19 protein-coding genes are annotated in these 24,358 nt (G+C 56.5%); 9 read left to right on the plus strand and 10 right to left on the minus strand.

Annotation, left to right across the window (positions count from 1 at the left end):
• Window positions 1-375: 375 nt before the first annotated feature.
• The 5 genes from infA to trxB all read right to left on the minus strand — a co-directional run bounded on the left by infA (window position 376) and on the right by trxB (window position 6,188).
• A complete protein-coding gene (gene infA, locus FQK12_RS20940; RefSeq protein ID WP_002211347.1) occupies window positions 376-594 on the minus strand; it encodes a translation initiation factor IF-1 in 219 nt (72 codons plus the stop codon).
• Window positions 595-873: 279 nt separating this feature from the next.
• The gene (aat, locus tag FQK12_RS20950; protein ID WP_009653303.1) at window positions 874-1,578 is read right to left on the minus strand and encodes a leucyl/phenylalanyl-tRNA--protein transferase; all 705 of its coding nucleotides are present in this window, start codon (window positions 1,576-1,578) and stop codon (window positions 874-876) included.
• A gap of 38 nt (window positions 1,579-1,616) precedes the next feature.
• The gene (cydC, locus tag FQK12_RS20955; RefSeq protein ID WP_014228627.1) at window positions 1,617-3,338 is read right to left on the minus strand and encodes a heme ABC transporter ATP-binding protein/permease CydC; all 1,722 of its coding nucleotides are present in this window, start codon (window positions 3,336-3,338) and stop codon (window positions 1,617-1,619) included.
• On the minus strand, window positions 3,339-5,105 hold the full coding sequence (cydD, locus tag FQK12_RS20960; RefSeq protein WP_014228628.1) for a heme ABC transporter permease/ATP-binding protein CydD: 1,767 nt from the start codon (window positions 5,103-5,105) through the stop codon (window positions 3,339-3,341).
• 114 nt (window positions 5,106-5,219) lie between these two features.
• Entirely contained in the window at window positions 5,220-6,188 is a 969-nt protein-coding gene (gene trxB, locus FQK12_RS20965) for a thioredoxin-disulfide reductase (RefSeq protein ID WP_004849433.1), read from the minus strand.
• 531 nt (window positions 6,189-6,719) lie between these two features.
• Between trxB and lrp the strand changes: the two genes are divergently transcribed.
• The 9 genes from lrp to FQK12_RS21010 all read left to right on the plus strand — a co-directional run bounded on the left by lrp (window position 6,720) and on the right by FQK12_RS21010 (window position 20,456).
• Window positions 6,720-7,214, plus strand: coding sequence for a leucine-responsive transcriptional regulator Lrp (gene lrp / locus FQK12_RS20970; protein ID WP_002439523.1), 495 nt, complete (start codon window positions 6,720-6,722; stop codon window positions 7,212-7,214).
• 135 nt (window positions 7,215-7,349) lie between these two features.
• Window positions 7,350-11,432, plus strand: a complete 4,083-nt coding sequence (gene ftsK / locus FQK12_RS20975) for a DNA translocase FtsK (protein WP_064387495.1) — start codon at window positions 7,350-7,352, stop codon at window positions 11,430-11,432.
• A 121-nt stretch (window positions 11,433-11,553) separates the two neighbouring features.
• Complete coding sequence (gene lolA, locus FQK12_RS20980) at window positions 11,554-12,165, plus strand: outer membrane lipoprotein chaperone LolA (RefSeq protein WP_004130911.1); 612 nt, start codon at window positions 11,554-11,556, stop codon at window positions 12,163-12,165.
• Between the two features lie 8 nt (window positions 12,166-12,173).
• Complete coding sequence (rarA, locus tag FQK12_RS20985; RefSeq protein WP_004849446.1) at window positions 12,174-13,517, plus strand: replication-associated recombination protein RarA; 1,344 nt, start codon at window positions 12,174-12,176, stop codon at window positions 13,515-13,517.
• A 91-nt stretch (window positions 13,518-13,608) separates the two neighbouring features.
• The gene (gene serS, locus FQK12_RS20990) at window positions 13,609-14,901 is read left to right on the plus strand and encodes a serine--tRNA ligase (RefSeq protein WP_009653254.1); all 1,293 of its coding nucleotides are present in this window, start codon (window positions 13,609-13,611) and stop codon (window positions 14,899-14,901) included.
• Window positions 14,902-15,101: 200 nt separating this feature from the next.
• Complete coding sequence (dmsA, locus tag FQK12_RS20995) at window positions 15,102-17,540, plus strand: dimethylsulfoxide reductase subunit A (protein WP_014228629.1); 2,439 nt, start codon at window positions 15,102-15,104, stop codon at window positions 17,538-17,540.
• 10 nt (window positions 17,541-17,550) lie between these two features.
• Window positions 17,551-18,168 (plus strand): DMSO/selenate family reductase complex B subunit, encoded by a 618-nt coding sequence (locus tag FQK12_RS21000; RefSeq protein ID WP_009653301.1) that lies wholly within the window; start codon window positions 17,551-17,553, stop codon window positions 18,166-18,168.
• Between the two features lies 1 nt (window position 18,169).
• Window positions 18,170-19,033 (plus strand): dimethyl sulfoxide reductase anchor subunit family protein, encoded by an 864-nt coding sequence (locus FQK12_RS21005; RefSeq protein ID WP_014228630.1) that lies wholly within the window; start codon window positions 18,170-18,172, stop codon window positions 19,031-19,033.
• Window positions 19,034-19,307: 274 nt separating this feature from the next.
• The gene (locus tag FQK12_RS21010; RefSeq protein ID WP_009653261.1) at window positions 19,308-20,456 is read left to right on the plus strand and encodes an MFS transporter; all 1,149 of its coding nucleotides are present in this window, start codon (window positions 19,308-19,310) and stop codon (window positions 20,454-20,456) included.
• Window positions 20,457-20,495: 39 nt separating this feature from the next.
• On the opposite strand, the gene FQK12_RS21015 is transcribed toward FQK12_RS21010, so the two are convergent.
• From FQK12_RS21015 to FQK12_RS21035, 5 genes are read right to left on the minus strand one after another with little or no spacing between them, the layout of a single operon-like run.
• Window positions 20,496-20,933: a PTS sugar transporter subunit IIA gene (locus FQK12_RS21015; RefSeq protein ID WP_014228631.1), complete on the minus strand. Its 438-nt coding sequence runs from the start codon at window positions 20,931-20,933 to the stop codon at window positions 20,496-20,498.
• 53 nt (window positions 20,934-20,986) lie between these two features.
• Entirely contained in the window at window positions 20,987-21,898 is a 912-nt protein-coding gene (locus FQK12_RS21020) for a transketolase family protein (RefSeq protein WP_014228632.1), read from the minus strand.
• Window positions 21,898-22,695, minus strand: a complete 798-nt coding sequence (locus FQK12_RS21025) for a transketolase (RefSeq protein WP_014228633.1) — start codon at window positions 22,693-22,695, stop codon at window positions 21,898-21,900. The genes FQK12_RS21020 and FQK12_RS21025 overlap by 1 nt, the downstream gene beginning before the upstream one ends.
• Before the next feature lie 12 nt (window positions 22,696-22,707).
• Window positions 22,708-23,973 (minus strand): PTS ascorbate transporter subunit IIC, encoded by a 1,266-nt coding sequence (locus FQK12_RS21030; protein ID WP_014228634.1) that lies wholly within the window; start codon window positions 23,971-23,973, stop codon window positions 22,708-22,710.
• A gap of 17 nt (window positions 23,974-23,990) precedes the next feature.
• On the minus strand, window positions 23,991-24,266 hold the full coding sequence (locus FQK12_RS21035) for a PTS sugar transporter subunit IIB (RefSeq protein WP_014228635.1): 276 nt from the start codon (window positions 24,264-24,266) through the stop codon (window positions 23,991-23,993).
• Window positions 24,267-24,358 lie beyond the last annotated feature (92 nt).

A 24,358-nucleotide genomic window follows, 5' to 3' on the forward strand; every position in this document is an offset into this window, starting at 1 on the left:
TGATGAGGCTATCTTGTTGATTTTACAAGCTAGTTATATAAGGGGCGGAAAAGGGTGTTGATGAGAGTGAGGTTTTTTTTGATTTTAAATCAATCTTTTACGTTGTTTTGGTTTCAGTTCACTGCCGTGCAGGCAGCTTAGAAACTGGACAGCCAATGCGACAGGTTATGGCTCTACTTCACTGCCGTACAGGCAGCTTATGGTGGATTAAGCATATGGTTATAGAAAGATAATTCGAAGCTTGCTCTCACAGAGAGCTACGGTCATGAATAGCGTGAGTTTATAACTAAATAATGGTATCAGGCAGGAATATAAAATGAAAAGACCGGGAATTATCCCGGCCTTCAGCATCTGGCGCGCTAAGCGCGAAAACGATCAGCGACTACGGAAGACAATGCGGCCTTTGCTCAGGTCGTACGGGGTCAGCTCAACAGTCACTTTGTCGCCCGTCAGAATGCGGATGTAGTTTTTACGCATTTTACCGGAAATATGCGCAGTTACCACGTGACCGTTTTCCAGTTCTACGCGGAACATAGTGTTAGGCAGCGTATCAAGTACGGTGCCCTGCATTTCAATATTGTCTTCTTTGGCCATCTAGTCCTCTGGGGTATCACTACCGTAGTTTTGAACCGGCAAGATAATGCCGAAGTTCAGCAAGTATGTAAAGTTTTACGTCAAATCGCCGAAGTAGTTTTGGCGCATTACCCGTAATTCACGCGGATAAACCGGGTGACAGGCGCAAACGTAAAGGGGGAGTGACAGAACAATGGGTGTTATCTGACTCTTATTATTCCCAAACGGCGGCGGGGCAACGGGCAGAAGCTACTCTACCGCGCAATTATAACATCCCAACAAAAAATGTGCTGAAAACATTTATGCTTCTCCTGCAAATAGCACCCTTGGTACCCAGAATCGCTCCGGCAGACGATACGTCCGCAGCACGGAAAGATAGTCGAGGTAATCGCGGCGGGGAATTTCCACTGCGCCCAGCGACGCCGTATGCTTATTCAGCACCTGACAATCGATTAATTTTCCGCCATCCTGCGAAAATATCTGGCTAAAGACCAGCAGCGCGGTTTTAGAGGCGTTTTCGGCACGGCTGAACATCGACTCTCCGCAAAACAGCGCGCCCTGCGCGACGCCGTACATCCCGCCGACTAATTCCTTTCCCTGCCATACTTCAACAGAATGAGCATGTCCCAGCTCATGCAGCTGGTGGTATGCCTGAACGATCCCCGGCGTTATCCATGTTCCCTCATCGCGATGGTCGGCGCAGCCCTCGATAACCTGACCAAAGGCATGATTCAGCGTGACGCGATAAGGCGAGCGCTGATGGAAACGCTTCATACTGCGGCTGAGATGAAATTTCTCTGGCCACAGCACTGCTCGCGGATCGGGGGACCACCACAAAATAGGGTCGCCGGGCGAAAACCACGGAAAAATACCGCGCTGATAGGCCATCAGTAAACGCGCCGGGCTAAGATCGCCGCCCAGCGCTAGCAGGCCATTAGGTTCGCGTAAAGCGCCTTCCGGGGAGGGGAAGGCGATGGAATGATGAGAGAGCTGAACCAGCCGCATTTTTACCTCAACGCATCAGGCAATGATTCAATAGTAGCCTACAGGCGCTGCTTAAACTGGTAGTAACGCCCCTGTTCAGCCAGCAGTTCTGCGTGACTACCTTGCTCAATAATCTTCCCGTTGTCCATGACTATTATCTGATTAAAACGCGCCAGTCCGCGCAGACGATGGGTTACCATTAACACGGTTTTTTCACGCATCACTTCCGCCAGTAAATCAAGGATTTGACTTTCGGTCGTCGCATCGAGGCCTTCAGTGGGCTCATCAAGCAGCATGAGAGGCGCATCGTGAAGCAGGGCGCGGGCGATAGCCAGCCTGCGCAGCTCGCCGCCGGAAAGCTGACGACCGCCTTCACCCAGCCAGCTGTTCAGACCGCTATCTTCCAGTAATTTCGCTAAGCCGACGCGTTCAAGCGTTTGGGCAAGCCGGGCATCGCTGGCTCCGGGAGAAGCCAGCAGCAGGTTGTCGCGCAGCGTAGCGCTGAACAGATGCACGCGCTGCGGCACGACGCTCATCGCCCGGCGCAGCGTCGCCTCATTAAACTGCCCCAGCGGCTGATTGTTGAGTAATATTTCCCCTTCAGCCGGATCCCAGGCACGGGTCAGCAGCTGCAACAGGGTCGATTTACCGCAGCCTGTTCGTCCGAGGATGGCGATATGCTCTCCGGCCTCGATCTGCAATGACACTTTCTCCAGCGCGGGGGAGGGCTGCTGCGGATAGCTGAAGGTGACCTGATGTAAGCGTAACGAGACGCGATCCAGCGTCTGGCCTTCGCCCTGAGGGAAGGCCACTTCCGGCTCTTGCTCGGTAATTTGCGTGATGCGCTTTGCGGAGGCGATCACCTGCCCTAAATGCTGAAATGCGCCGGTTACCGGCGCCAGCGCTTCAAACGCCGCCAGCGCGCAGAAGACAAACAGCGCAATCAGCGCCCCTGGCTGAGTATCGCCGCCAACGCCCGCGGAGGCGAGCCACAGCATAGCGATAACCGCAATTCCGCCAATCAGCAGCATCAGCGCCTGAGAGAGCGCGGTGAGCTCAGCCTGGCGACGCTGCGCATCCAGCCAGCGCGCTTCCGTTTTTTCCATTTGCTGCCGGTAGCGGTCGCTGGCGTTGAACAGCATGAGTTCCGCCTGTCCCTGGAGCCATGAGGTCAGATGCTGGCGATATTGCCCGCGAAGCCGGGTTATGCTTTCACCTGCGGGTTTACCTGCGCGATAGAACAGCGGCGGCATCACCAGCAGGGTGAGCAGCATAATACCACCGAGGGTCAGGGCCAGAGTGACGTCCAGCACGCTCAACCCTACGGTGACGACCAGGATCACCACCAGCGCGCCTACCAGCGGTGATATGACGCGCAAATAGAGATGATCCAGGGTATCGACATCTGCAACCACCCGGTTAAGCAGCTCACCCTGACGAAAACGCGCCAGTCCGGCGGGGGAGAGCGGCAGCAGCTTACTGAAGGTAAAGACCCGCAGGTGTTGCAGAACGCGGAAGGTGGCGTCATGGCTGACCAGACGCTCAAAGTAGCGGCCCGCGGTGCGAATAATTGCCGCGCCGCGCACGCCCGCGGCTGGCAGCATATAGTTAAAGCTGTAGATGCCCGCCACGCCAACGACGGCTGATGCCGACAGGAACCAGCCGGATAGCGTTAATAAGCCAATGCTGGCCAGCAGCGTCACGATCGCCAGCACGATACCGAGCAGCAACAGCCATTTGTGTCGTTTGTACAGCGCCAGGTAAGGCCATAATGCGCGCATTTAAATCTCCTCCTGACGATGAGCGAGCAGGGTCGCGAAGGGGCCGCCAGCGGCCGCCAGCTGCGAATAGCTGCCTTGCTCAACAATTCGACCATCCTGCATAACCCAGATCGCATCCCAGTTCGCCAGTCCTTCCAGCTGATGGGTAACCATTAACGTGGTTTGCTGCGTTGATGCATTGGTCAGCGCCTGCATCACGCGCTGTTCGCTATGCGCGTCAAGGCTGGCGGCAGGCTCATCAAGCAGCAGCAGACGACAGGGCACCAGCAGCGCTCGTGCGACGGCGACGCGCTGAGCCTGCCCGACCGACAGCCGGCCGGCCTGATCGCCAACAGGCGTATTAATACCCTGCGGCAGAAGAGAGACGAACTCGCTAACCCAGGCTTTATCCAGCGCAAGCTGCAGCTGCGCTTCGGTGGCTTCAGGGCAGGAGAGCAGGACGTTTTCGCGCAGCGTCGCCGCGGGCAGCTGTGGATTTTGCCCGACCCAGCTCAGGAGACGACGCCAGCGGTCGGCATCCAGACTCTTTAACTCGACGCCATTGACCTTGAGCGAGCCGTCATAGGGAAGAAAACCCGTTAACGTATTCAGTAGCGAGCTTTTGCCCGAGCCGCTTTGCCCAACCAGCACCACGCGTTCACCGGCGCGCAGGGAAAAATTCAGCGGCCCGGCCAGCACTTTCCCTTCGGGAGACTTAATCAGCAGGTCGCGAGCTTCAAGGCTTACCGTTTCATCATCTTTTAATGCCTTTTCCCCACGCTCTGCCTGCGCTAGCGGCGCTTCCATAAAGGTCTTCAGGCTATCGGCGGCGCCAATCGCCTGCGCTTTCGCATGATAAAAGGTACCTAAATCGCGCAGTGGCTGGAAAAACTCAGGAGCCAGAATCAGGGCGAGGAAACCGGACATCAACGTCACCCCGGCGCCGTAATGGCCAAAGTTGAGCTCTCCCAGATAGGAAAAACCAAAGTAAACGGCGACCAGCGCAATCGACAGCGAGGTGAAAAACTCCAGGACACCGGAGGAGAGAAACGCCAGGCGCAGCACTTCCATTGTTCGCTGGCGGAAATCCTGCGAGGCCTCGCGTATGTTGTCCGTCTCCGCTTCGCCGCGATGAAAAATACGCAGCGTTTCCATACCGCGCAGGCGATCGAGAAAATGGCCGCTTAAACGCGCCAGAGCGAGAAAGTTGCGGCGGTTGGCATCAGCCGCGCCCATTCCCACCAGCGCCATAAACAGCGGAATAAGCGGTGCGGTACCCAGCAGAATCAGCGCCGCGGCCCAGTTGATGGGGAAAATCGTAATAACAATCAGCAACGGTACAGAGGCGGCCAGCGTCATCTGCGGCAAATAGCGAGCATAGTAGTCATGCATATCGTCGATCTGCTCAAGGATCAGCGTGGCCCAGCTACCCGCAGGTTTGCCCTGTATCCACGCCGGTCCCGCCTGCTGTAAACGATCCAGAACCTGACGGCGGATCTCAAGGCGGATATGTTGACCGGCCTGAAAACCCACTCTTTCACGCAGCCAGACCACCCAGGCGCGCAGCACAAAGACCAGCACCAGTAGCGTAAAGGGCAGCAGCAGCGCCGTTGCGGGGATATTTTCCATAATCATGCGATGGAGGATCCTCGCCAGGAACCAGGCCTGGGCGACGATCAACAGGCCGCTAACGACGCCCAATACGCGGGAAATCATCAACCAGCGACGGGAGATAATGCTTTGATCTTTTAACCAACGGGTTAACTCTTGTTGACGGGTTTTATTCATTGCGCGCTTAGCAGGTGTAGTTATGAGTTTTTTGGGCACGGCAATGTTACAACGAGGCAAAAATAAAGGCGACTTTTCGTCGCCTTCTTTACCTTTGTTACTGACTTGTAAAGATTATTTGCAAGCGTCGGCTAAACCATCCAGATAGCGCTCCGCGTCCAGCGCCGCCATGCAGCCGGTACCCGCAGAAGTAATCGCCTGACGGTAGATATGATCCATCACGTCGCCGGCGGCGAAGACGCCCGGGATGCTGGTCTGGGTAGCGTTGCCGTGGATGCCGGACTGGACTTTAATGTAGCCGTTTTCCAGCTCCAGCTGACCGGCGAAAATTGCCGTGTTCGGGCTGTGGCCGATAGCCACGAACAGCCCAGCAACCTCGAGGGATTCAACGTTGTCCGCATTCTGGGTATCGCGCAGACGCAAGCCGCTTACGCCCATCTGGTCGCCGGTCACTTCTTCCAGCGTACGGTGGGTGTGCAGCACGATATTGCCGCTCTCCACTTTGTCCATCAGGCGTTTAATAAGGATTTTTTCCGCGCGGAAGCCGTCACGACGGTGGATCAAATGCACTTCGGAAGCAATGTTAGACAGGTAGAGCGCTTCTTCGACGGCCGTATTGCCGCCGCCGATGACGGCAACCTTTTGGTTACGATAGAAGAAACCGTCGCAGGTCGCGCAGGCAGACACGCCGCGGCCCTTAAACGCTTCTTCCGAGGGAAGACCCAGATAGCGTGCTGAAGCGCCGGTGGCAATAATCAGGGCATCGCAGGTGTATTCGCCGCTGTCGCCGACCAGACGGAACGGACGGTTTTGCAGGTCAACGCTGTTGATATGATCGAAAATAATTTCGGTTTCAAATTTGGTGGCATGTTCATGCATGCGCTCCATCAGCAGCGGTCCGGTCAGATCGTTAGGATCGCCTGGCCAGTTTTCCACTTCCGTGGTGGTGGTCAGCTGACCGCCTTTTTCCATTCCGGTAATCAGTACCGGCTGCAGATTTGCGCGCGCTGCGTAGACCGCAGCGGTGTATCCCGCAGGTCCAGAACCAAGGATAAGCAGTTTACTGTGTTTGGCCGTGCCCATGAGATCCTCATAATTTATTGGCATACATGGGCTGGATTGTAGGGAATTTGTGGACGTAAAAAAAGAGCGCGGCGGTTTTGTTAACGATATGTGCAATAGAAGCTGCCGATTAATCGGCGATTTAACGAACGAAGAATATAACTAATTCTACTGTTAGCGAGACAATTATAAGAGGAAAACATGAGAATCAACCGGGGAGGATTATGAATATCTGGCATCTTGTACTAAAAATCGATGTTTTGCTTTGACAATCCCCTGTGCTTTTGCGAAAACATTCATGGAAGAAGAAAAGCAGTGTTTCGCGTGTGGCGAATTTTCATGCACGCAAATGCCATTTTTATCCGGGTTAGCGAAATCTACGCATGGTGTGGACAGACGCCATGCGTGATGTCGGTGACTGCCGTCAGGCAACGGGCTTCTCACGTACCCCTGGGTTACCCAACGTCGTACGGGTGATAACAGGATGGACTCTGGCAGTGAAGGCTCAGAGTCGGAACAGGAGTAGGGAAGGAATACAGAGAGACAATAATAATGGTAGATAGCAAGAAGCGCCCTGGCAAAGATCTCGACCGCATTGATCGTAATATATTGAATGAATTGCAAAAAGACGGGCGTATTTCCAACGTCGAGCTTTCTAAACGGGTGGGACTTTCTCCGACGCCTTGCCTTGAGCGCGTGCGTCGACTGGAAAGACAGGGTTTTATTCAGGGCTATACAGCGCTGCTCAACCCGCACTATCTGGATGCATCACTTCTGGTATTTGTTGAGATTACTCTGAATCGTGGCGCGCCGGATGTGTTTGAGCAATTTAACTCCGCTGTGCAAAAACTTGAAGAAATTCAAGAGTGTCATCTGGTTTCCGGGGATTTTGACTACCTGTTGAAAACCCGCGTACCGGATATGTCAGCGTATCGTAAATTACTGGGCGAGACCTTGCTGCGCCTGCCGGGCGTAAATGACACCCGTACCTATGTGGTAATGGAAGAAGTCAAGCAGAGTAATCGTCTGGTAATCAAGACGCGCTAACACGGAACAGGTGCAAAATCGATGTAGTTTGATTACACTCCTGTTAATCCATACAGCAACAGTGCCGGGGAGACCCGGCACTGTTGTCCGTTTTAGCCGAAGGCAGGAAACAGCCTGATACCTGGAGAGCCTTTCTTGAGCCAGGAATACACTGAAGACAAAGAAGTCAAATTCACAAAGCTGAGTAGCGGACGCCGGCTCCTTGAGGCGTTACTCATTCTTTGCTCCCTTTTTGCCATCTGGTTGATGGCGGCCTTACTCAGCTTTAATCCCTCGGATCCTAGCTGGTCGCAAACGGCGTGGCATGAGCCTATTCACAACATAGGTGGGACGCCGGGAGCCTGGCTTGCCGATACGCTATTTTTTATTTTTGGCGTAATGGCCTATACCATTCCGGTCATCATTATCGGCGGCTGCTGGTTTGCCTGGCGTCATCAGGAAAACGACGAGTACATCGACTATTTCGCCGTCTCGCTGCGTTTAATTGGCGCGCTGGCGCTGATCCTCACTTCCTGCGGTCTGGCGGCAATCAACGCTGATGATATCTGGTATTTCGCCTCCGGCGGCGTGATCGGCAGCCTGCTGAGCACCACCCTGCAACCGCTGCTGCACAGCAGCGGCGGCACAATCGCGCTGCTCTGCATCTGGGCGGCAGGACTGACGCTATTTACCGGCTGGTCCTGGGTTAGCATTGCTGAAAAACTCGGCGGTGCGATTCTTTCTATTCTCACGTTTGCCAGCAACCGTACTCGTCGTGACGATACCTGGGTTGATGAAGGGGAATATGAAGATGATGAAGAAGAATATGAAGATGATGAACCCGCGAAGCCGCAGGGTTCTCGACGGGCGCGAATTTTACGCAGCGCCTTAGCTCGCCGCCAGCGTCTGGCTGAGAAGTTCTCTAATCCGATGGGACGTAAGACCGATGCGGCGCTGTTCTCGGGTAAACGGATGGATGACGCCGAAGACGAGGTTCAGTACAGCGCCGGCGGTGCGCCTGTTGCCGCTGACGATGTCCTTTTTTCTGGCTCCAGCGCAGCGCGTCCGGCAAATGCTGATGATGTTCTGTTCTCCGGCGTCAGTGCGGCACGTCCCGGCGATTTTGACCCCTACGATCCTCTGTTAAACGGTCATAGCATTGCCGATCCGGTAGCTTTGGCCGCGCAGGATACCGCTGCGCCGCAGGCATGGTCTGAACCGCTGCCAGGGTATGAGGCTCAGCCGGTCTATCATCCGGAACAGGCACCGGTACAGCAGCCAGCATATCAGCCAGAACCGGCTTACCAGCCGCAGCATGCGTACCAGCCAGAGCAGGCGCCGGTACAGCAGTCAGCGTATCAGCCGGAACCGACTTACCAGCCGCAGCATGCTTACCAGCCGGAACAGGCGCCGGTACAGCAGCCAGCATATCAGCCGGAACCGGCTTACCAGCCGCAGCATGCGTATCAGCCGGAGCAGGCCCCGGTACAGCAGCCAGCGTATCAGCCGGAACCGGCTTACCCGCCGCAGCATGCGTACCAGCCGGAACAGGCGCCGGTACAGCAGCCAGCGTATCAGCCGGAACCGGCTTACCAGCCGCAGCATGCGTACCAGCCGGAACCGGCTTACCAGCCGCAGCACGCGTACCAGCCGGAACAGGCCCCGGTACAGCAGCCTGAGCCTTACGCCGCCTCCGTTGAGCCTGAGCCTCCGCAAGAGGAGGTGAAGCCTCAGCGTCCGCCGATGTACTACTTCGAAGAAGTGGAAGAGAAACGCGCGCGTGAACGCGAGCAGCTTGCCGCATGGTATCAGCCGATTCCGGAGCCGGTCAGTCCGGTTGCGACAAAGCCGATCTCGCCTCCGCCTGCTCCGGCGGCTGATGTTGCCGCGGTGAGCGCGCTGGCGGCTGGCGTCCATCAGGCCACCGGGGCGGCCTCTGCTAGCGCCGCGGCGGCCTCCGTCGCATCTGCCGCATCCAGCGCCGCGCCGCTATTTAGCCCGGCGTCGGGCGGCCCGCGTGCGCAGGTAAAAGAGGGTATAGGCCCGAAATTGCCGCGTCCAAACCGCGTTCGCGTGCCCACGCGCCGTGAGCTGGCTTCCTATGGCATTAAGCTGCCTTCGCAGCGGTTGGCTGAAGAACGTGCGCGTCAGGCAGAGCATCAGCACTATGATGACGATGCGCTGACGGACGAGGAAGTTGCAGAGCTTGAGCAGGGTGAGCTGGCGCGTCAGTTCGCGGCTGCGCAAAATCAGCGCTATGGCGAGAGCTACGCTGCGGAAGAGGCTGATGTAGACGAGGATTCTGCCGCTGAAGCCGAACTTGCCCGTCAGTTTGCCGCTTCCCAGCAGCAGCGCTACGCCAGCGAGCAGCCGCCGGGATCGCATCCGTTCTCTGCGGCGGATTATGAATTCTCGCCAATGAAAACGTTAGTTGATGACACACCGAGCGAGCCTGTCTTCACGCCGTTGCCGGAAGTACAGCAGCCTGCCCCGCAGTATCAGCAGCCGGCCCAGCATTCGCAGCCCGTACAGCAGCCGATGCCGCACCAGCAGATGCCTCAGCCGCCGCAACATGCGCAGCAGCAGGCTTATCAACCCGCGCAGCAGCAGCCGGTTCACCATCAGCCGATGCCGCAGCAGGCTCCTGGCAGCTATCCGCAGCAGCAGGCTCCGCAGCAGCCGATCCCGCAGCCGCAGGAAAGTCTCATTCACCCGCTGCTGATGCGCAATGGCGACAGTCGCCCGTTACAGAAGCCGACGACGCTGCTGCCCTCGCTTGACCTGCTCACGCCGCCACCGGCTGAAGTTGAGCCGATCGATACCTTTGCGCTTGAGCAAATGGCGCGTCTGGTTGAAGCTCGTCTGGCCGATTTCCGCATTAAAGCCGATGTGGTGAACTACTCACCTGGCCCGGTCATTACCCGCTTTGAGCTTAATCTGGCTCCGGGCGTGAAAGCGGCGCGCATTTCCAACCTGTCGCGCGATCTGGCCCGTTCTCTGTCCACTGCGGCGGTTCGCGTGGTGGAAGTGATTCCGGGTAAACCCTACGTTGGCCTGGAGCTGCCTAACAAAAAGCGCCAGACCGTTTACCTGCGCGAAGTGCTGGATAATGCGAAATTCCGCGATAATCCTTCACCGCTCACGGTGGTCCTCGGGAAAGACATTGCGGGCGAACCTGTCACCGCCGATCTGGCGAAGATGCCGCACCTGCTGGTGGCGGGTACCACCGGTTCCGGTAAATCCGTTGGGGTCAACGCCATGATCCTCAGCATGCTCTATAAAGCGCAGCCGGAAGACGTGAAATTCATCATGATTGACCCGAAAATGCTCGAGCTGTCGGTCTATGAGGGAATACCGCATCTGTTAACGGAAGTCGTGACGGATATGAAAGACGCGGCCAATGCTTTGCGCTGGAGCGTTAACGAGATGGAGCGTCGGTATAAACTGATGTCTGCGCTGGGCGTACGTAATCTCGCGGGTTATAACGAGAAGATTGCTGAAGCTGCACGTATGGGACGGCCCATTCCGGATCCTTACTGGAAGCCTGGCGACAGTATGGATGCGACGCATCCGGTACTGAAAAAAGAGCCTTACATCGTGGTGCTGGTGGATGAGTTTGCCGACCTGATGATGACCGTCGGCAAGAAAGTGGAAGAGCTGATTGCGCGCCTGGCGCAGAAAGCGCGCGCCGCGGGGATCCACCTGGTGCTGGCGACCCAGCGACCGTCGGTTGACGTTATCACCGGCCTGATTAAAGCCAACATCCCGACGCGTATCGCCTTTACCGTATCGAGTAAAATTGACTCGCGTACTATCCTTGACCAGGGCGGTGCGGAATCTCTGCTGGGAATGGGCGATATGCTCTACTCCGCGCCTAACTCGACGATCCCTGTGCGCGTCCACGGCGCTTTTGTACGCGACGAGGAAGTTCACGCCGTCGTTCAGGACTGGAAGGCGCGCGGGCGTCCGCAGTATGTCGATGGCATTACCTCCGATAGCGAAAGCGAAGGCGGCGGCGGTGGCTACGAGGGCGGTGAAGAGCTCGATCCGCTGTTCGATCAGGCCGTCAACTTTGTCACGGAAAAACGCAAAGCCTCCATATCCGGGGTACAGCGTCAGTTCCGCATTGGCTATAACCGCGCCGCGCGTATCATTGAGCAAATGGAAGCTCAGGGGATCGTGAGCGAGCAGGGGCATAACGGTAACCGTGAAGTGCTGGCGCCGCCGCCTTTTGAGTAACCGCAAAGTTGGGTAAATAAGTGAAAATCAGCCTGTTCTGCTGTTTTACGGTCATTGGCCGTTCTACATTAGCAGCAGACCAGGCTCCCGCGTCGGGAGTGACGCACATTAAGGAATAACAATGAAAAAACTCGCAATCACCTGTGCATTACTGTCCAGTTTTGTCGTCAGTCAGGTATGGGCGGATGCCGCCAGCGATTTAAAAAGCCGCCTTGATAAAGTGAGCAGCTTCCACTCCAGCTTTACCCAGAAGGTCACCGACGGCAGCGGTAATGCCGTGCAGGACGGGCAGGGGGACCTGTGGGTCAAGCGGCCTAATCTGTTCAACTGGCATATGACCCAGCCGGATGAAAGCGTGCTGGTGTCCGACGGCAAAACGCTGTGGTTTTACAACCCGTTTGTTGAGCAGGCTACCGCTACCTGGCTGAAAGATGCGACCAGCAACACGCCGTTTATGCTGATTGCCCGCAATCAGGCCAGCGACTGGCAGAACTACAACATTAAGCAGAACGGTGACGATTTTGTTCTGACGCCGAAAAACGGCAGCGGTAATCTGAAGCAGTTCACCATCAACGTGGGTCGCGACGGTACGATTCATCAGTTCAGCGCCGTGGAACAGGACGATCAACGCAGCAGCTATCAGCTGAAATCGCAACAAAATGGTGCCGTGGATGCATCTAAGTTCACCTTCACGCCGCCGCAAGGGGTTACGGTGGACGATCAACGTAAATAGAGGCGAACGTGAGCAACCTGTCGCTCGATTTTTCCGATAACGCGTTTCAACCTCTGGCCGCACGTATGCGGCCAGAAAATTTAGCGCAGTACATTGGCCAGCAGCACCTGCTGGCGCCGGGTAAACCCTTACCGAGGGCGATTGAGGCCGGGCATCTACACTCGATGATCCTCTGGGGGCCGCCCGGGACAGGAAAAACCACCCTGGCCGAAGTGATTGCGCGCTATGCCAGCGCCGACGTTGAACGTATCTCAGCGGTGACCTCCGGGGTGAAAGAGATCCGCGAGGCCATTGAACGCGCGCGCCAAAACCGCAACGCGGGTCGCCGCACGATCCTGTTTGTCGACGAAGTGCACCGTTTCAATAAAAGCCAGCAGGACGCCTTTCTGCCGCATATTGAAGACGGGACCATCACCTTTATCGGCGCGACGACGGAAAATCCCTCCTTTGAACTCAATTCCGCGCTGTTATCCCGCGCGCGCGTTTATCTGCTCAAGTCGCTGACCAGCGACGACATCGAGCAGGTGCTCAACCAGGCGATGAGCGACAAAACGCGCGGCTACGGCGGGCAAAATATCGTCCTGCCGGACGAGACGCGCAAGGCCATCGCCGACCTTGTCAACGGCGATGCGCGCCGGGCGCTGAATACGCTGGAAATGATGGCCGATATGGCCGAAGCCGACGCCTCCGGCAATCGCGTGCTGAAAGTTGAGCTGCTGACTGAAATTGCCGGTGAGCGCAGCGCGCGTTTCGACAACAAAGGCGATCGCTTTTACGATTTAATCTCCGCGCTGCACAAATCGGTTCGCGGCAGCGCCCCGGACGCCGCCCTCTACTGGTACGCGCGGATTATTACCGCCGGCGGCGATCCGCTCTACGTTGCCCGCCGCTGCCTGGCGATTGCCTCGGAAGATGTCGGCAACGCCGATCCGCGCGCGATGCAGGTTGCGATCTCCGCATGGGACTGCTTTACCCGTGTCGGACCGGCGGAAGGCGAACGGGCGATTGCACAGGCCATTGTTTATCTTGCCTGTGCGCCCAAAAGCAACGCGGTTTACACCGCGTTTAAAGCGGCAATGGCCGACGCCCGCGAACGTCCCGATTACGACGTCCCGGTTCATTTGCGCAATGCCCCAACGAAGCTGATGAAAGAGATGGGCTACGGGCAAGAGTATCGCTATGCTCACGATGAACCGAATGCTTATGCCGCCGGGGAGCAGTACTTCCCGCAGGAAATGGCGCAAACGCGCTATTATAAGCCGACAAACCGGGGGCTGGAGGGCAAAATAGGCGAAAAGCTCGCCTGGTTAACCGAACAGGATCAAAATAGCCCGATAAAACGCTACCGATAATTGAGGCGTTGCGGTAAGGTTGTCACACTATTTCCGTGGTCGCGCTCTGCGGCCATTTTTCTTTTATTAATTCGATAAGCACAGGATAAGCATGCTCGATCCCAATCTGCTGCGTACCGAGCCAGACGCAGTCGCAGAAAAACTGGCACGCCGGGGCTTTAAGCTGGATGTAGATAAACTTCGCGCTCTGGAAGAGCGTCGTAAAGTTCTGCAGGTTCAAACTGAAAACCTGCAGGCGGAGCGCAACTCCCGATCGAAATCCATTGGCCAGGCGAAAGCGCGCGGGGAAGATATTGAGCCATTACGCCTGGAAGTGAACAAACTCGGCGAGCAGCTTGATGCCGCTAAGACCGAGCTGGACGCGCTGCTGGCGGAGATCCGCGATATCGCGCTGGCTATCCCTAATATCCCGCACGACGACGTTCCGGCCGGTCGCGACGAAAACGACAACGTTGAAGTCAGCCGCTGGGGAACCCCGCGTGAGTTCGATTTTGACGTTCGCGATCACGTCACGCTGGGCGAAATGCATGGAGGGCTGGATTTTGCCGCCGCCGTGAAGCTGACCGGTTCTCGCTTTGTGGTCATGAAGGGCCAGCTGGCACGCCTGCATCGCGCGCTGGCGCAGTTTATGCTGGATCTGCATACCGAACAGCACGGCTACAGCGAAAACTACGTCCCGTATCTGGTTAACCAGGACACGCTGTACGGTACCGGTCAGCTGCCGAAATTCGCCGGCGACCTGTTCCATACTCGTCCGCTGGAAGAAGAAGCCGACAGCAGCAACTACGCGCTGATCCCGACGGCGGAAGTTCCGCTGACCAACCTGGTTCGCGATGAAATCATTGATGAAGACGATCTGCCGATCAAAATGACCGCGCATACGCCGTGCTTCCGCTCTGAAGCCGGATCTTACGGCCGCGATACCCGCGGTCTGATCCGTATGCACCAGTTCGACAAAGTCGAGATGGTGCAGATTGTACGTCCGGAAGATTCCATGGCGGCGCTGGAAGAGATGACCGGCCACGCCGAGAAAGTGCTGCAGCTGCTGGGTCTGCCGTATCGTAAAGTGGCTCTGTGCACGGGCGATATGGGCTTCAGCGCATGCAAAACCTACGATCTGGAAGTGTGGGTGCCGGCGCAGAATACCTATCGTGAGATCTCTTCCTGCTCCAACGTCTGGGATTTCCAGGCGCGTCGCATGCAGGCACGCTGCCGCAGCAAATCTGACAAGAAAACTCGCCTCGTACACACGCTGAACGGTTCTGGCCTGGCGGTCGGACGTACGCTGGTCGCGGTGATGGAAAACTATCAGCAGGCGGATGGTCGCATCGAGATCCCGGAAGTTCTGCGCCCGTATATGCGCGGCCTTGAATTTATCGGCTGATTTTTCAACGCTCTTCTCAAAAGCGCCTGCGGGCGCTTTTTTTTTACCCCCTTCTTGATACCGGGCAATAATCGCCTTCGCGATTACGAAGATACTCCCTTTGGATTAAACAGGATAAAAAACTAATAAAGGTTAATTTCGTTGTATATATAACTATATAACGGCATTAAGTTAATTGTGAGCAACCAAAGCGAGTATCTATGAAAACCAAAACCTCCGATGCTTTACTGGCTGCTGAGGTGAGCCGGCGTGGTTTAATGAAAACCACGGCGATTGGCGGGCTGGCGATGGCCAGCAGCGCTTTTACCTTACCCTTCACGCGCATTGCCCAAGCCGCAGATAACCTCAATCCCGCCAGCGAAACGGTCACCTGGAGCGCCTGTACGGTGAACTGCGGCAGCCGCTGCCCGCTGCGGATGCATGTGGTGGGTGGTGAGATAAAATATGTTGAAACGGACAATACCGGCGACGATAGCTACGACGGTCTGCATCAGGTTCGCGCCTGTCTGCGCGGCCGCTCGATGCGTCGACGCGTCTACAACCCGGACCGCCTGAAATATCCGATGAAGCGCGTGGGTAAACGCGGCGAGGGCAAATTCGAGCAAATCAGCTGGGAAGAAGCGTTTGATACTATCGCCAGCAATATGCAGCGCCTGATAAAAGAGTACGGTAATGAGTCCATCTATCTGAACTACGGAACGGGAACCCTCGGCGGAACCTTGACTCGCTCATGGCCACCGGGGAAAACCCTGATTGCCCGCCTGATGAACTGCTGCGGCGGCTATCTCAACCATTATGGCGACTACTCCACCGCGCAAATTGCCGCGGGACTGAACTACACCTACGGCGGCTGGGCCGATGGCAATAGCCCGTCGGATATCGAAAACAGCAAGCTGGTGGTGCTGTTTGGCAATAACCCCGGGGAAACCCGCATGAGCGGCGGCGGAGTGACCTACTACCTGGAACAGGCGCGGGAGAAATCCAACGCCAGGCTGATTATTATCGATCCACGCTATACCGACACCGGCGCCGGACGCGAAGACGAGTGGATCCCTATCCGCCCGGGAACCGATGCTGCGCTTGTCTCCGCGTTGGCGTGGGTGATGATTAACGAGAACCTCGTTGACCAGCCTTTCCTCGACAAGTACTGCGTAGGCTATGACGAGAAAACGCTGCCGGAAGGGGCGCCGGCCAATGGCCACTATAAGGCCTATATTCTCGGTCAGGGCAAAGACGGTATCGCGAAGACCCCTGAGTGGGCGTCGACGATTACCGGCATTCCCCAGGCGCGTATCGTGCAGCTGGCGCGCGAAATCGCCAGCGCTAAACCTGCCTATATTTCTCAGGGCTGGGGCCCACAGCGTCATGCCAACGGTGAGCTGGTTTCCCGCGCGATTTCCATGCTGGCAATCTTAACCGGCAACGTCGGGATTAACGGCGGCAATACCGGCGCACGTGAAGGTTCTTACTCCCTGCCTTTTGAACGTATGCCGACGCTGGATAATCCGGTGGAAACCAGTATTTCCATGTTTATGTGGACCGATGCGATTGATCGCGGGACGGAAATGACCGCGCTGCGCGACGGCGTGCGCGGCAAAGATAAGCTCGACGTGCCTATTAAAATGGTCTGGAACTATGCCGGTAACTGCCTGGTCAACCAGCATTCAGAGATTAACCGTACCCATGACATCCTTCAGGATGACAAGAAGTGCGAGATGATTGTGGTCATTGATTGCCATATGACCTCCTCGGCGAAATATGCCGATATTCTGCTGCCGGACTGTACGGCTTCGGAGCAGATGGATTTTGCCCTCGATGCCTCCTGCGGCAACATGTCATACGTGATTTTTGCCGATCGGGCCATCAAGCCGCGCTTTGAATGCAAAACCATCTATGAGATGACCACGGAGCTGGCGAAGCGCATGGGCGTTGAGCAACGTTTCACCGAAGGCCGCACTCAGGAAGAGTGGCTGCGTCACCTCTATGAGCAATCCCGTAAAGCGATCCCGGCGCTGCTGCCGTTTGATGAATTCCGCAAGCAGGGAATCTTCAAACAGCGCGATCCGGAAGGCCACCACGTTGCCTATAAAGCTTTCCGCGAAGATCCCGTCGCCAATCCGCTCACGACGCCGTCAGGGAAAATTGAAATCTACTCTGCGCAGCTGGCGGAAATTGCCGCGACCTGGGAGCTGAAAGAAGAGGATGTTATCGATCCGCTGCCGATATACAGCCCTGGGTTTGAAAACTATGACGATCCGCTGGCGAAAAAGTATCCGCTGCAGCTGACCGGTTTTCACTATAAAGCCCGCACGCACTCCACCTACGGCAACGTTGACGTACTGAAAGCCGCCTGCCGTCAGGAGATGTGGATCAACCCGCTTGATGCACAGAAGCGCGGTATCGCCAATGGCGATCGGATCCGCATTTTTAACGATCGCGGTGAAGTGCATATCGAGGCCAAAGTGACCCCGCGCATGATACCGGGCGTGGTCGCGCTGGGTGAGGGGGCCTGGTATAACCCGGACGCAGGCCGCGTGGATCAGGCTGGCTGCATTAACGTGCTGACCACCCAACGCCCGTCGCCGCTGGCGAAAGGCAATCCATCGCATAGCAACCTCGTCCAGGTTGAAAAGCTGTAAGGAGTAACCGATGACAACTCAATATGGATTTTTTATTGATTCCGCCCGTTGCACCGGTTGCAAAACCTGCGAACTGGCTTGTAAAGACTATAAAAACCTCACGCCGGAAGTGAGCTTCCGTCGTATCTACGAATACGCCGGCGGCGACTGGCAGGAGGATAACGGCGTCTGGCAGCAAAACGTCTTTGCCTATTACCTCTCTATTGCCTGCAACCATTGTGAGGATCCGGCCTGCACCAAAGTTTGCCCGAGCGGGGCGATGCATAAACGTGAAGATGGCTTTGTCGTTGTCGATGAAGATGTCTGTATCGGCTGTCGCTATTGCCATATGGCCTGCCCATACGGCGCGCCGCAGTACAATGCGACAAAAGGTCATATGACCAAATGCGACGGCTGCCACGAGCGCGTCGCCGACGGCAAAAAGCCGATTTGCGTGGAATCTTGCCCGCTGCGCGCGTTAGATTTCGGCCCGATTGAAGAGCTGCGCCAAAAACACGGCCAGCTGGCCGCCGTTGCGCCGCTGCCTTCGGCCCACTTCACTAAACCGAGTATCGTGATTAAACCTAACGCCAACAGCCGACCGTGTGGAGATACCACCGGCTACCTGGCCAACCCAAAGGAGGTGTGAGATGGGGAGTGGATGGCATGAATGGCCGCTGATTATTTTCACGGTCTTTGGTCAGTGCGTGGTGGGCGGCTTCATTGTGCTGGCTCTGGCGCTAATGAAAGGCGACTTATCGCGTGAACAGCAGCAGCGCGTCGTGTGGAGCATGTTTGGCCTGTGGGTGCTGATGGGCGTGGGCTTTATTGCCTCAACCCTGCATCTTGGGTCGCCTATGCGCGCGTTTAACTCGCTCAATCGCGTAGGCGCCTCGTCGCTCAGTAACGAAATCGCCAGCGGGGCGCTTTTCTTCGCCGTCGGCGGCATTGGCTGGCTGCTGGCGGTGGTCAATAAGCTACCGGCGGGGCTGCGTCATCTCTGGCTGGTCATTACCATGGTGCTGGGGATTATCTTCGTCTGGATGATGGTCCGCGTCTATAACACTATTGATACGGTACCCACCTGGTATACGGTCTGGACGCCGCTTAGCTTCTTCCTGACGATGTTTATCGGCGGTCCGCTGCTGGGATATCTGCTGCTGCGCGTTGCCGATGTCAACGGCTGGGCGATGCGCCTGCTGCCGGCGGTGACCCTGCTGGCGCTGGTGATTAGCGCCATCGTGGTGCTGATGCAAGGCAGCGAGCTGGCGACAATCCATAGCTCTATTCAGCAGGCCTCGGCGCTGGTGCCGGCCTACGGCTCGCTGATGGCGTGGCGCCTGGTTGCGCTGGCGTTGGCGCTGATCTGCTGGATTGCTCCCCAGCTCAAAGGCTACCAGCCTGCGCTGCCGATGCTGGGGCTGGCTTTTGTGCTGGTGCTGATCGGCGAGACGATCGGCCGCGGCGTCTTCTACGGCCTGCATATGACCGTTGGAATGGCAATCGCCAGCTAATCGCCCTTTATCGCGCCAGAAACCCTTATTCTGGCGCGATAAAAAGTGCGGTCGATTCATGAAATATTTCTACCGATATTCCCACCGCTATTTTCCAATAAATTAATAAAAACAATGGAATAATATAAATAACTATTCTGTTGTCGATCCGCTGGATAAAAAACTTCTATCGTTCCCCCGCAAACCGCGTCACGCCTGATTTCAGGCGGATTGACAATGTTTGCAGCAGTGGCATGATGCGCACGAAATCTGAACTCCATCACGGTTTATATCCATGACCATCTACACCCGGCCAGTGCAAATGCTGCTCTGTGGCCTGCTTTTGTTGACCCTGGCGATAGCTGTTTTAAATACGCTCGTCCCGCTTTGGCTCGCCCATGAAAATATGCCGACCTGGCAGGTCGGGATGGTGGGCTCGTCCTATTTTACCGGTAATCTGGTGGGAACATTGCTTGCCGGATGGGTAATTAAGCGTCTGGGCTTTAACCGCAGCTATTACCTGGCATCGGTTATTTTTGCCGTGGGCTGCGTGGGTCTTGGTATTACGCTGGGCTTCTGGAGCTGGTTCAGCTGGCGCTTTATCGCCGGCGTCGGCTGCGCGATGATTTGGGTGGTGGTGGAGAGCGCGCTGGTCTGTAGCGGCACTTCGCGGAGCCGGGGTCGCCTGCTGGCGGCGTATATGATGATTTATTACGTCGGCACGGTGCTGGGCCAGTTAATGGTCAGCAAGCTGCCGACGGATCTGATGAGCGTTCTGCCGTGGGTGACGGCGCTGGCGCTGGCGGCCATTCTGCCGCTGCTGTTTGCTCGCGTGGCGACTCAGGCCGATGAGCCGCACGAACCGGCGCGTATCTGGCCAATGTTAAGGCTGCGTCAGGCCCGCCATGGCGTCAACGGCTGCATTATTTCCGGCATTGTGCTCGGTTCGCTGTATGGCCTGATGCCGCTGTGGCTCAACCACCAGGGCGTTAGCGATTCCGGCATCGGCTTCTGGATGGCGGTGATGGTGAGCGCAGGTATCGTGGGGCAGTGGCCGATTGGCCGGCTCGCCGATCGCTACGGCCGTCTGCTGGTCCTGCGCGTTCAGGTATTTGTGGTGATTCTCGGCTGTCTGGCGATGTTAAGCCAGGCCGCAATGGCGCCCGCGCTGTTCGTGCTGGGCGCTTCCGGCTTCACGCTCTATCCGGTGGCTATGGCCTGGGCCTGCGAAAAAGTTGAGCGTCATCAGCTGGTGGCGATGAACCAGGCGCTGTTAATGAGCTATACCGTGGGCAGCCTGCTTGGGCCGACGCTGACCGCCATGCTGATGCAGAACTTCTCTGACAATCTGTTGTTTATCATGATTGCCAGCGTGTCATTCATCTACCTGCTGACGCTGCTGCGCAAAGCGGGGCACCATCCTACGCCGGTGGCGCACGCCTGATTTTTCAGAACATAGCCAGGGCATGTCCCTGGCTATGGATTAATGCGACGCAAGAAGCGCAATAAACTGTGCCCGGTTTTGCACCATGCTGTATCGCTGAAGTCTCTCCCCCTCATCCAGCCAGCAGACTAACCGCTGGATGGTCTGGATATGCTGTTCACTATCGGCCGCCGCCAGTACGACTATCAGCCGAATGCCGGGATGCTCCGGAAAATCAACGGCCTCGCTACAGCAAAGCAGCGAAAGCGCGCTGTTTCTGCTCAGCACGCCGGCTTCCGGACGCGCGTGCGGTAGCGCAAACGCCGGGCTCAATATATACCAGGGGCCATCCTGCTCCGTGGCGCTGATAATAGCCCTGGCATAGCCCCCGGTGATTTTTCCCTGCTCCTCAAGCGGGCGGCAGGCGAGATGAACGGCGCTGCGCCAGCTCAGGCAGTCGCTGGTGAACTGACAGGCGGAAAATAGCCTCTCTTCCATAAACGTTCCCTTTACGCGCGAGCCGACCGCCAACTGATCGGCTCGCCTGGTGGTTAGCGTAGCGCGTTAAACAGCGCGTCTCCCGAGATGCCATATTTCGCTTTTAGCTGCCTGCTATTACCCGATTCGGTAAATGTGTCCTGCGTTCCCAGACGCGTAAGGCGCGCCGGATGTGCCTTTTGCGCCAGGGTTTCCGCGATCAGGCCGCCGAGGCCGCCGTTGACGGTGTGATTTTCAAGCGTAGCGATAAGCGGGCAGCCTTCGACCAGCCGATAAAATGCCTGCTGGTTGAAGGGTTTGACGGTTGCAACGTGAATAAGCTTGCCCTTTTTGCCGCTGGCGAGCAGCTTTTCATAGCCGTCGGTAGCCTGTTCCAGTACCGTTCCTTCAAACAGAATCGCAAAATCCGCGCCGCTGTCGGCGATGGCGGCGATATCGCTGACCCGCGGAACGACGCTTTTGTCGCGAACCGGCATCGGCTCGCGCGCCACGCGAATATAAACGGGTCCCTTTATTTTTGCCGCCTGCTCGAAGGCCTCGGCGATTTCTTCCGCATCTGCCGGGGTCAGGACGGTTAACCCCGGAAGGACGCGGGTCAGCGCTAAATCCTCCAGCGCATGGTGTGAAGCGCCGTCCGGGCCATCATCCATACCGGGGTGGCTACCGACGAGTTTGATGTTGGCTTTGGCATAGCACGCCTGCCGCAGCTGGGTCCAGGCGGTGCCGGTGACGAACATCGCAAAGTTAACATAGAAGGGCATAAAGCCTTCCAGCGCCTGGCCGGCCGCGAAGCTCATGGCGGAACCTTCCGCAATGCCCATTTCGAAAAAGGCCTCCGGATAGACGGCCTGAAACTGGTCGGTACGGGTAGAGCTGGCTAAATCGCTGTCGATAACAACAACGGGATAGCCCTTTTCTTTTAGCGCAATCAGGGCATGCCCGATCTCATCACGGGGTGCTTTCATCACTGTAACTCCTCCATCGCCTGCTGAAATTGTTCTTTGCTCGGGGTTTTTGAGTGCCAGTCGCCGTTGTTTTCCATATAGCTGACGCCGGAACCTTTGGTGGTGCGCGCCACGATGGCGACAGGTTTACCTTTCAGGTGACGGGATAGCATCAGGGTATCGGCAACCTGATGCATATCATTGCCGTTGTGCAGTTCCAGTACATGCCAGCCAAAGCTGCGGATTTTGTCCGCCAGCGGCTCGAGATTAACGACGTCATTGACCGGATCGTGGGAAGAGAAGCCGTTGTAATCGATGATGGCGACCAGATTATCCATTTTCATATGCCCGGCCTGCTGTAAGGTTTCCCAGATTTGGCCTTCATGCATTTCGCCATCGCCAACGATGGCAAATACCCGGTGCGGATCGTTGCGCCGCTTTTTGGCGGCCGCCATACCAAAAGCAATCGACAGCCCCTGACCCAGCAGTCCGGTTGTCGCATCGACTTCCGGCAGCGACTTAATGCTCGGGTGCCCCTGCAGGCGCGAGTTGATCTGTCGGAACGTATTGAACTCGCTGCGCTCGATCTTGCCTTGTTGATACAGCATGGCGTACTGCGCGGCGACGGCGTGGCCTTTACTCATCACCACGCGCGAGCGGGGGGAGGCGGCCAGATCGACTTCCTGGTAATAGAGCCAGGTAAGCACGTCGATTATTGACAGCGCCCCGCCCGGATGGCCAATTCCGGACTCGTAAATCATGGTGACGATCTCGCGGCGGGCGGCAAGCGCGTGGGATTTCAGTTCATCAATGTTCATGTTCATTCCTTCTTAGGGCAGCATTTTACCGATGTAGTACACGACCAGACCCAGAGCGACGAAGTCGGTTTCCGGGAAGCTGGTGCCTGAAAGACCGACGGATTCCATAATCGGGTAAATCAGCGCCGGGCCGATGCCGATCAGGATCCCGGTGATAAAGCTTCCGGCAATCGCGCCTTTCCAGCCGCCGGAGGCATTACCAAATACCGCTGCGGTCGCGCCAATGAAGAAGTAGGGAATGGCTACCGGGATAATCACGGTTTGGCCAAGGATCGCCAGAAAGCCCATCACCACCAGCCCGCCGACAAACGAAGAGATAAACCCCAGCACCGTGGCGGTCGGGGCGTAGGGGAAGACCACCGGGCAGTCGAGCGCGGGTTTGGCGTTAGGAATAAACTTCTCCGAGATGCCGAGGAAGGCCGGAACAATTTCTGACAGCAGCAGGCGTACGCCGGTAATGATGATGTACAGCGAAGCGGTAAAGGTCAGAGACTGAAAGAGCGGGTAAACCAGCCAGTGCATCCCGCCTGCCGCTGCGGTGACCGCGGCTTTTCCGGCAGCGAGCGCGGCGATGTAGTAGAAGATGCTCACCGAGATCGACACCGAGACGATGTAATCTTTAAAGATCCCCAGCCAGCCGGGAAGATTCAGCTTTTCGGTGGATTGTTTCGGATCGCCGACCTTTGCGCCAATCCAGCCGGAGGCGGCGTAGGCCAGGGTGACGTAGTGCCCCATCGCGATCTCATCATTACCGGTAATTTTTCGCATCCACGGTTGCGCAATGGCCGGATAGAGGCAGGCGGCGAGACCCAGCAGCACGGAGCCGACAATGATGGTCGTCATGTCGCTGTAGCCCAGCGCTTTCAGCGTTACGGTAAGCAGCGCGGAGAGATAAAGATTATGTTGCCCGGTAAGAAAGATATATTTAAACGGCGTCACGCGGGCAAAAAACAGGTTCCAGCCAAAACCAATCACCATGATCAGCGACACGCACATGGCGAATTTGGTTTGCGCCAGTCCGGTTAGCGCTTCTGCCAGCGGCATGACGCCCTTCAGGCCAAAGCCATCGCTGAATAAGGTCTGAAAGTTACCCAGGGAAGTGACTGCCAGACCGGCGCCGCCGGCAAAAACCAGAAAGCCGACGATGGTTTTGAAGGTGCCGGAAAGGACTTTTTCAATCGGCTTGCGTTGGATTAACAGGCCGATTAATGCAATAAAGCCAACTAAAAGTGGGGTTACGCCCAGAATGTCGAATACAATAAATCTGAGGAAATCCATATTGCCTCCGGGAGAGGTTAGTTGCTTTGAACGATGTCGGTGAGCGCAGACTCCATCTCTTCACTGTTCATCAGGTCGGTGATGCCGACCGCTCTGAATCCGGCGGCTTCGACTTCGTCGGTGAGATCGCGCATAGTGATGACAAAATCAATATCTCGCCAGGTGCGTAACCCTGAGAGGACGTCGTGCTCCAGCTCGATATTCCAGCCGTGCTTGTCGATGATTTTTTGTGCTTTGATTTTGAGCATTAAGGAGCTGCCCATACCGGTACGACAGACTATGAGACCTTTCATTCGATGTTCTCCTGTTTGTAAAAATAATTATTTTTATTTATTTGTATGAGATAATAATTATTATCTTTGCGGCAGGACGAAAGATGTGACTG

Origin of the sequence: Klebsiella sp. ME-303 (assembly GCF_007910085.1) — a bacterium.
Taxonomy (GTDB): Bacteria; Pseudomonadota; Gammaproteobacteria; order Enterobacterales; family Enterobacteriaceae; genus Klebsiella; species Klebsiella michiganensis.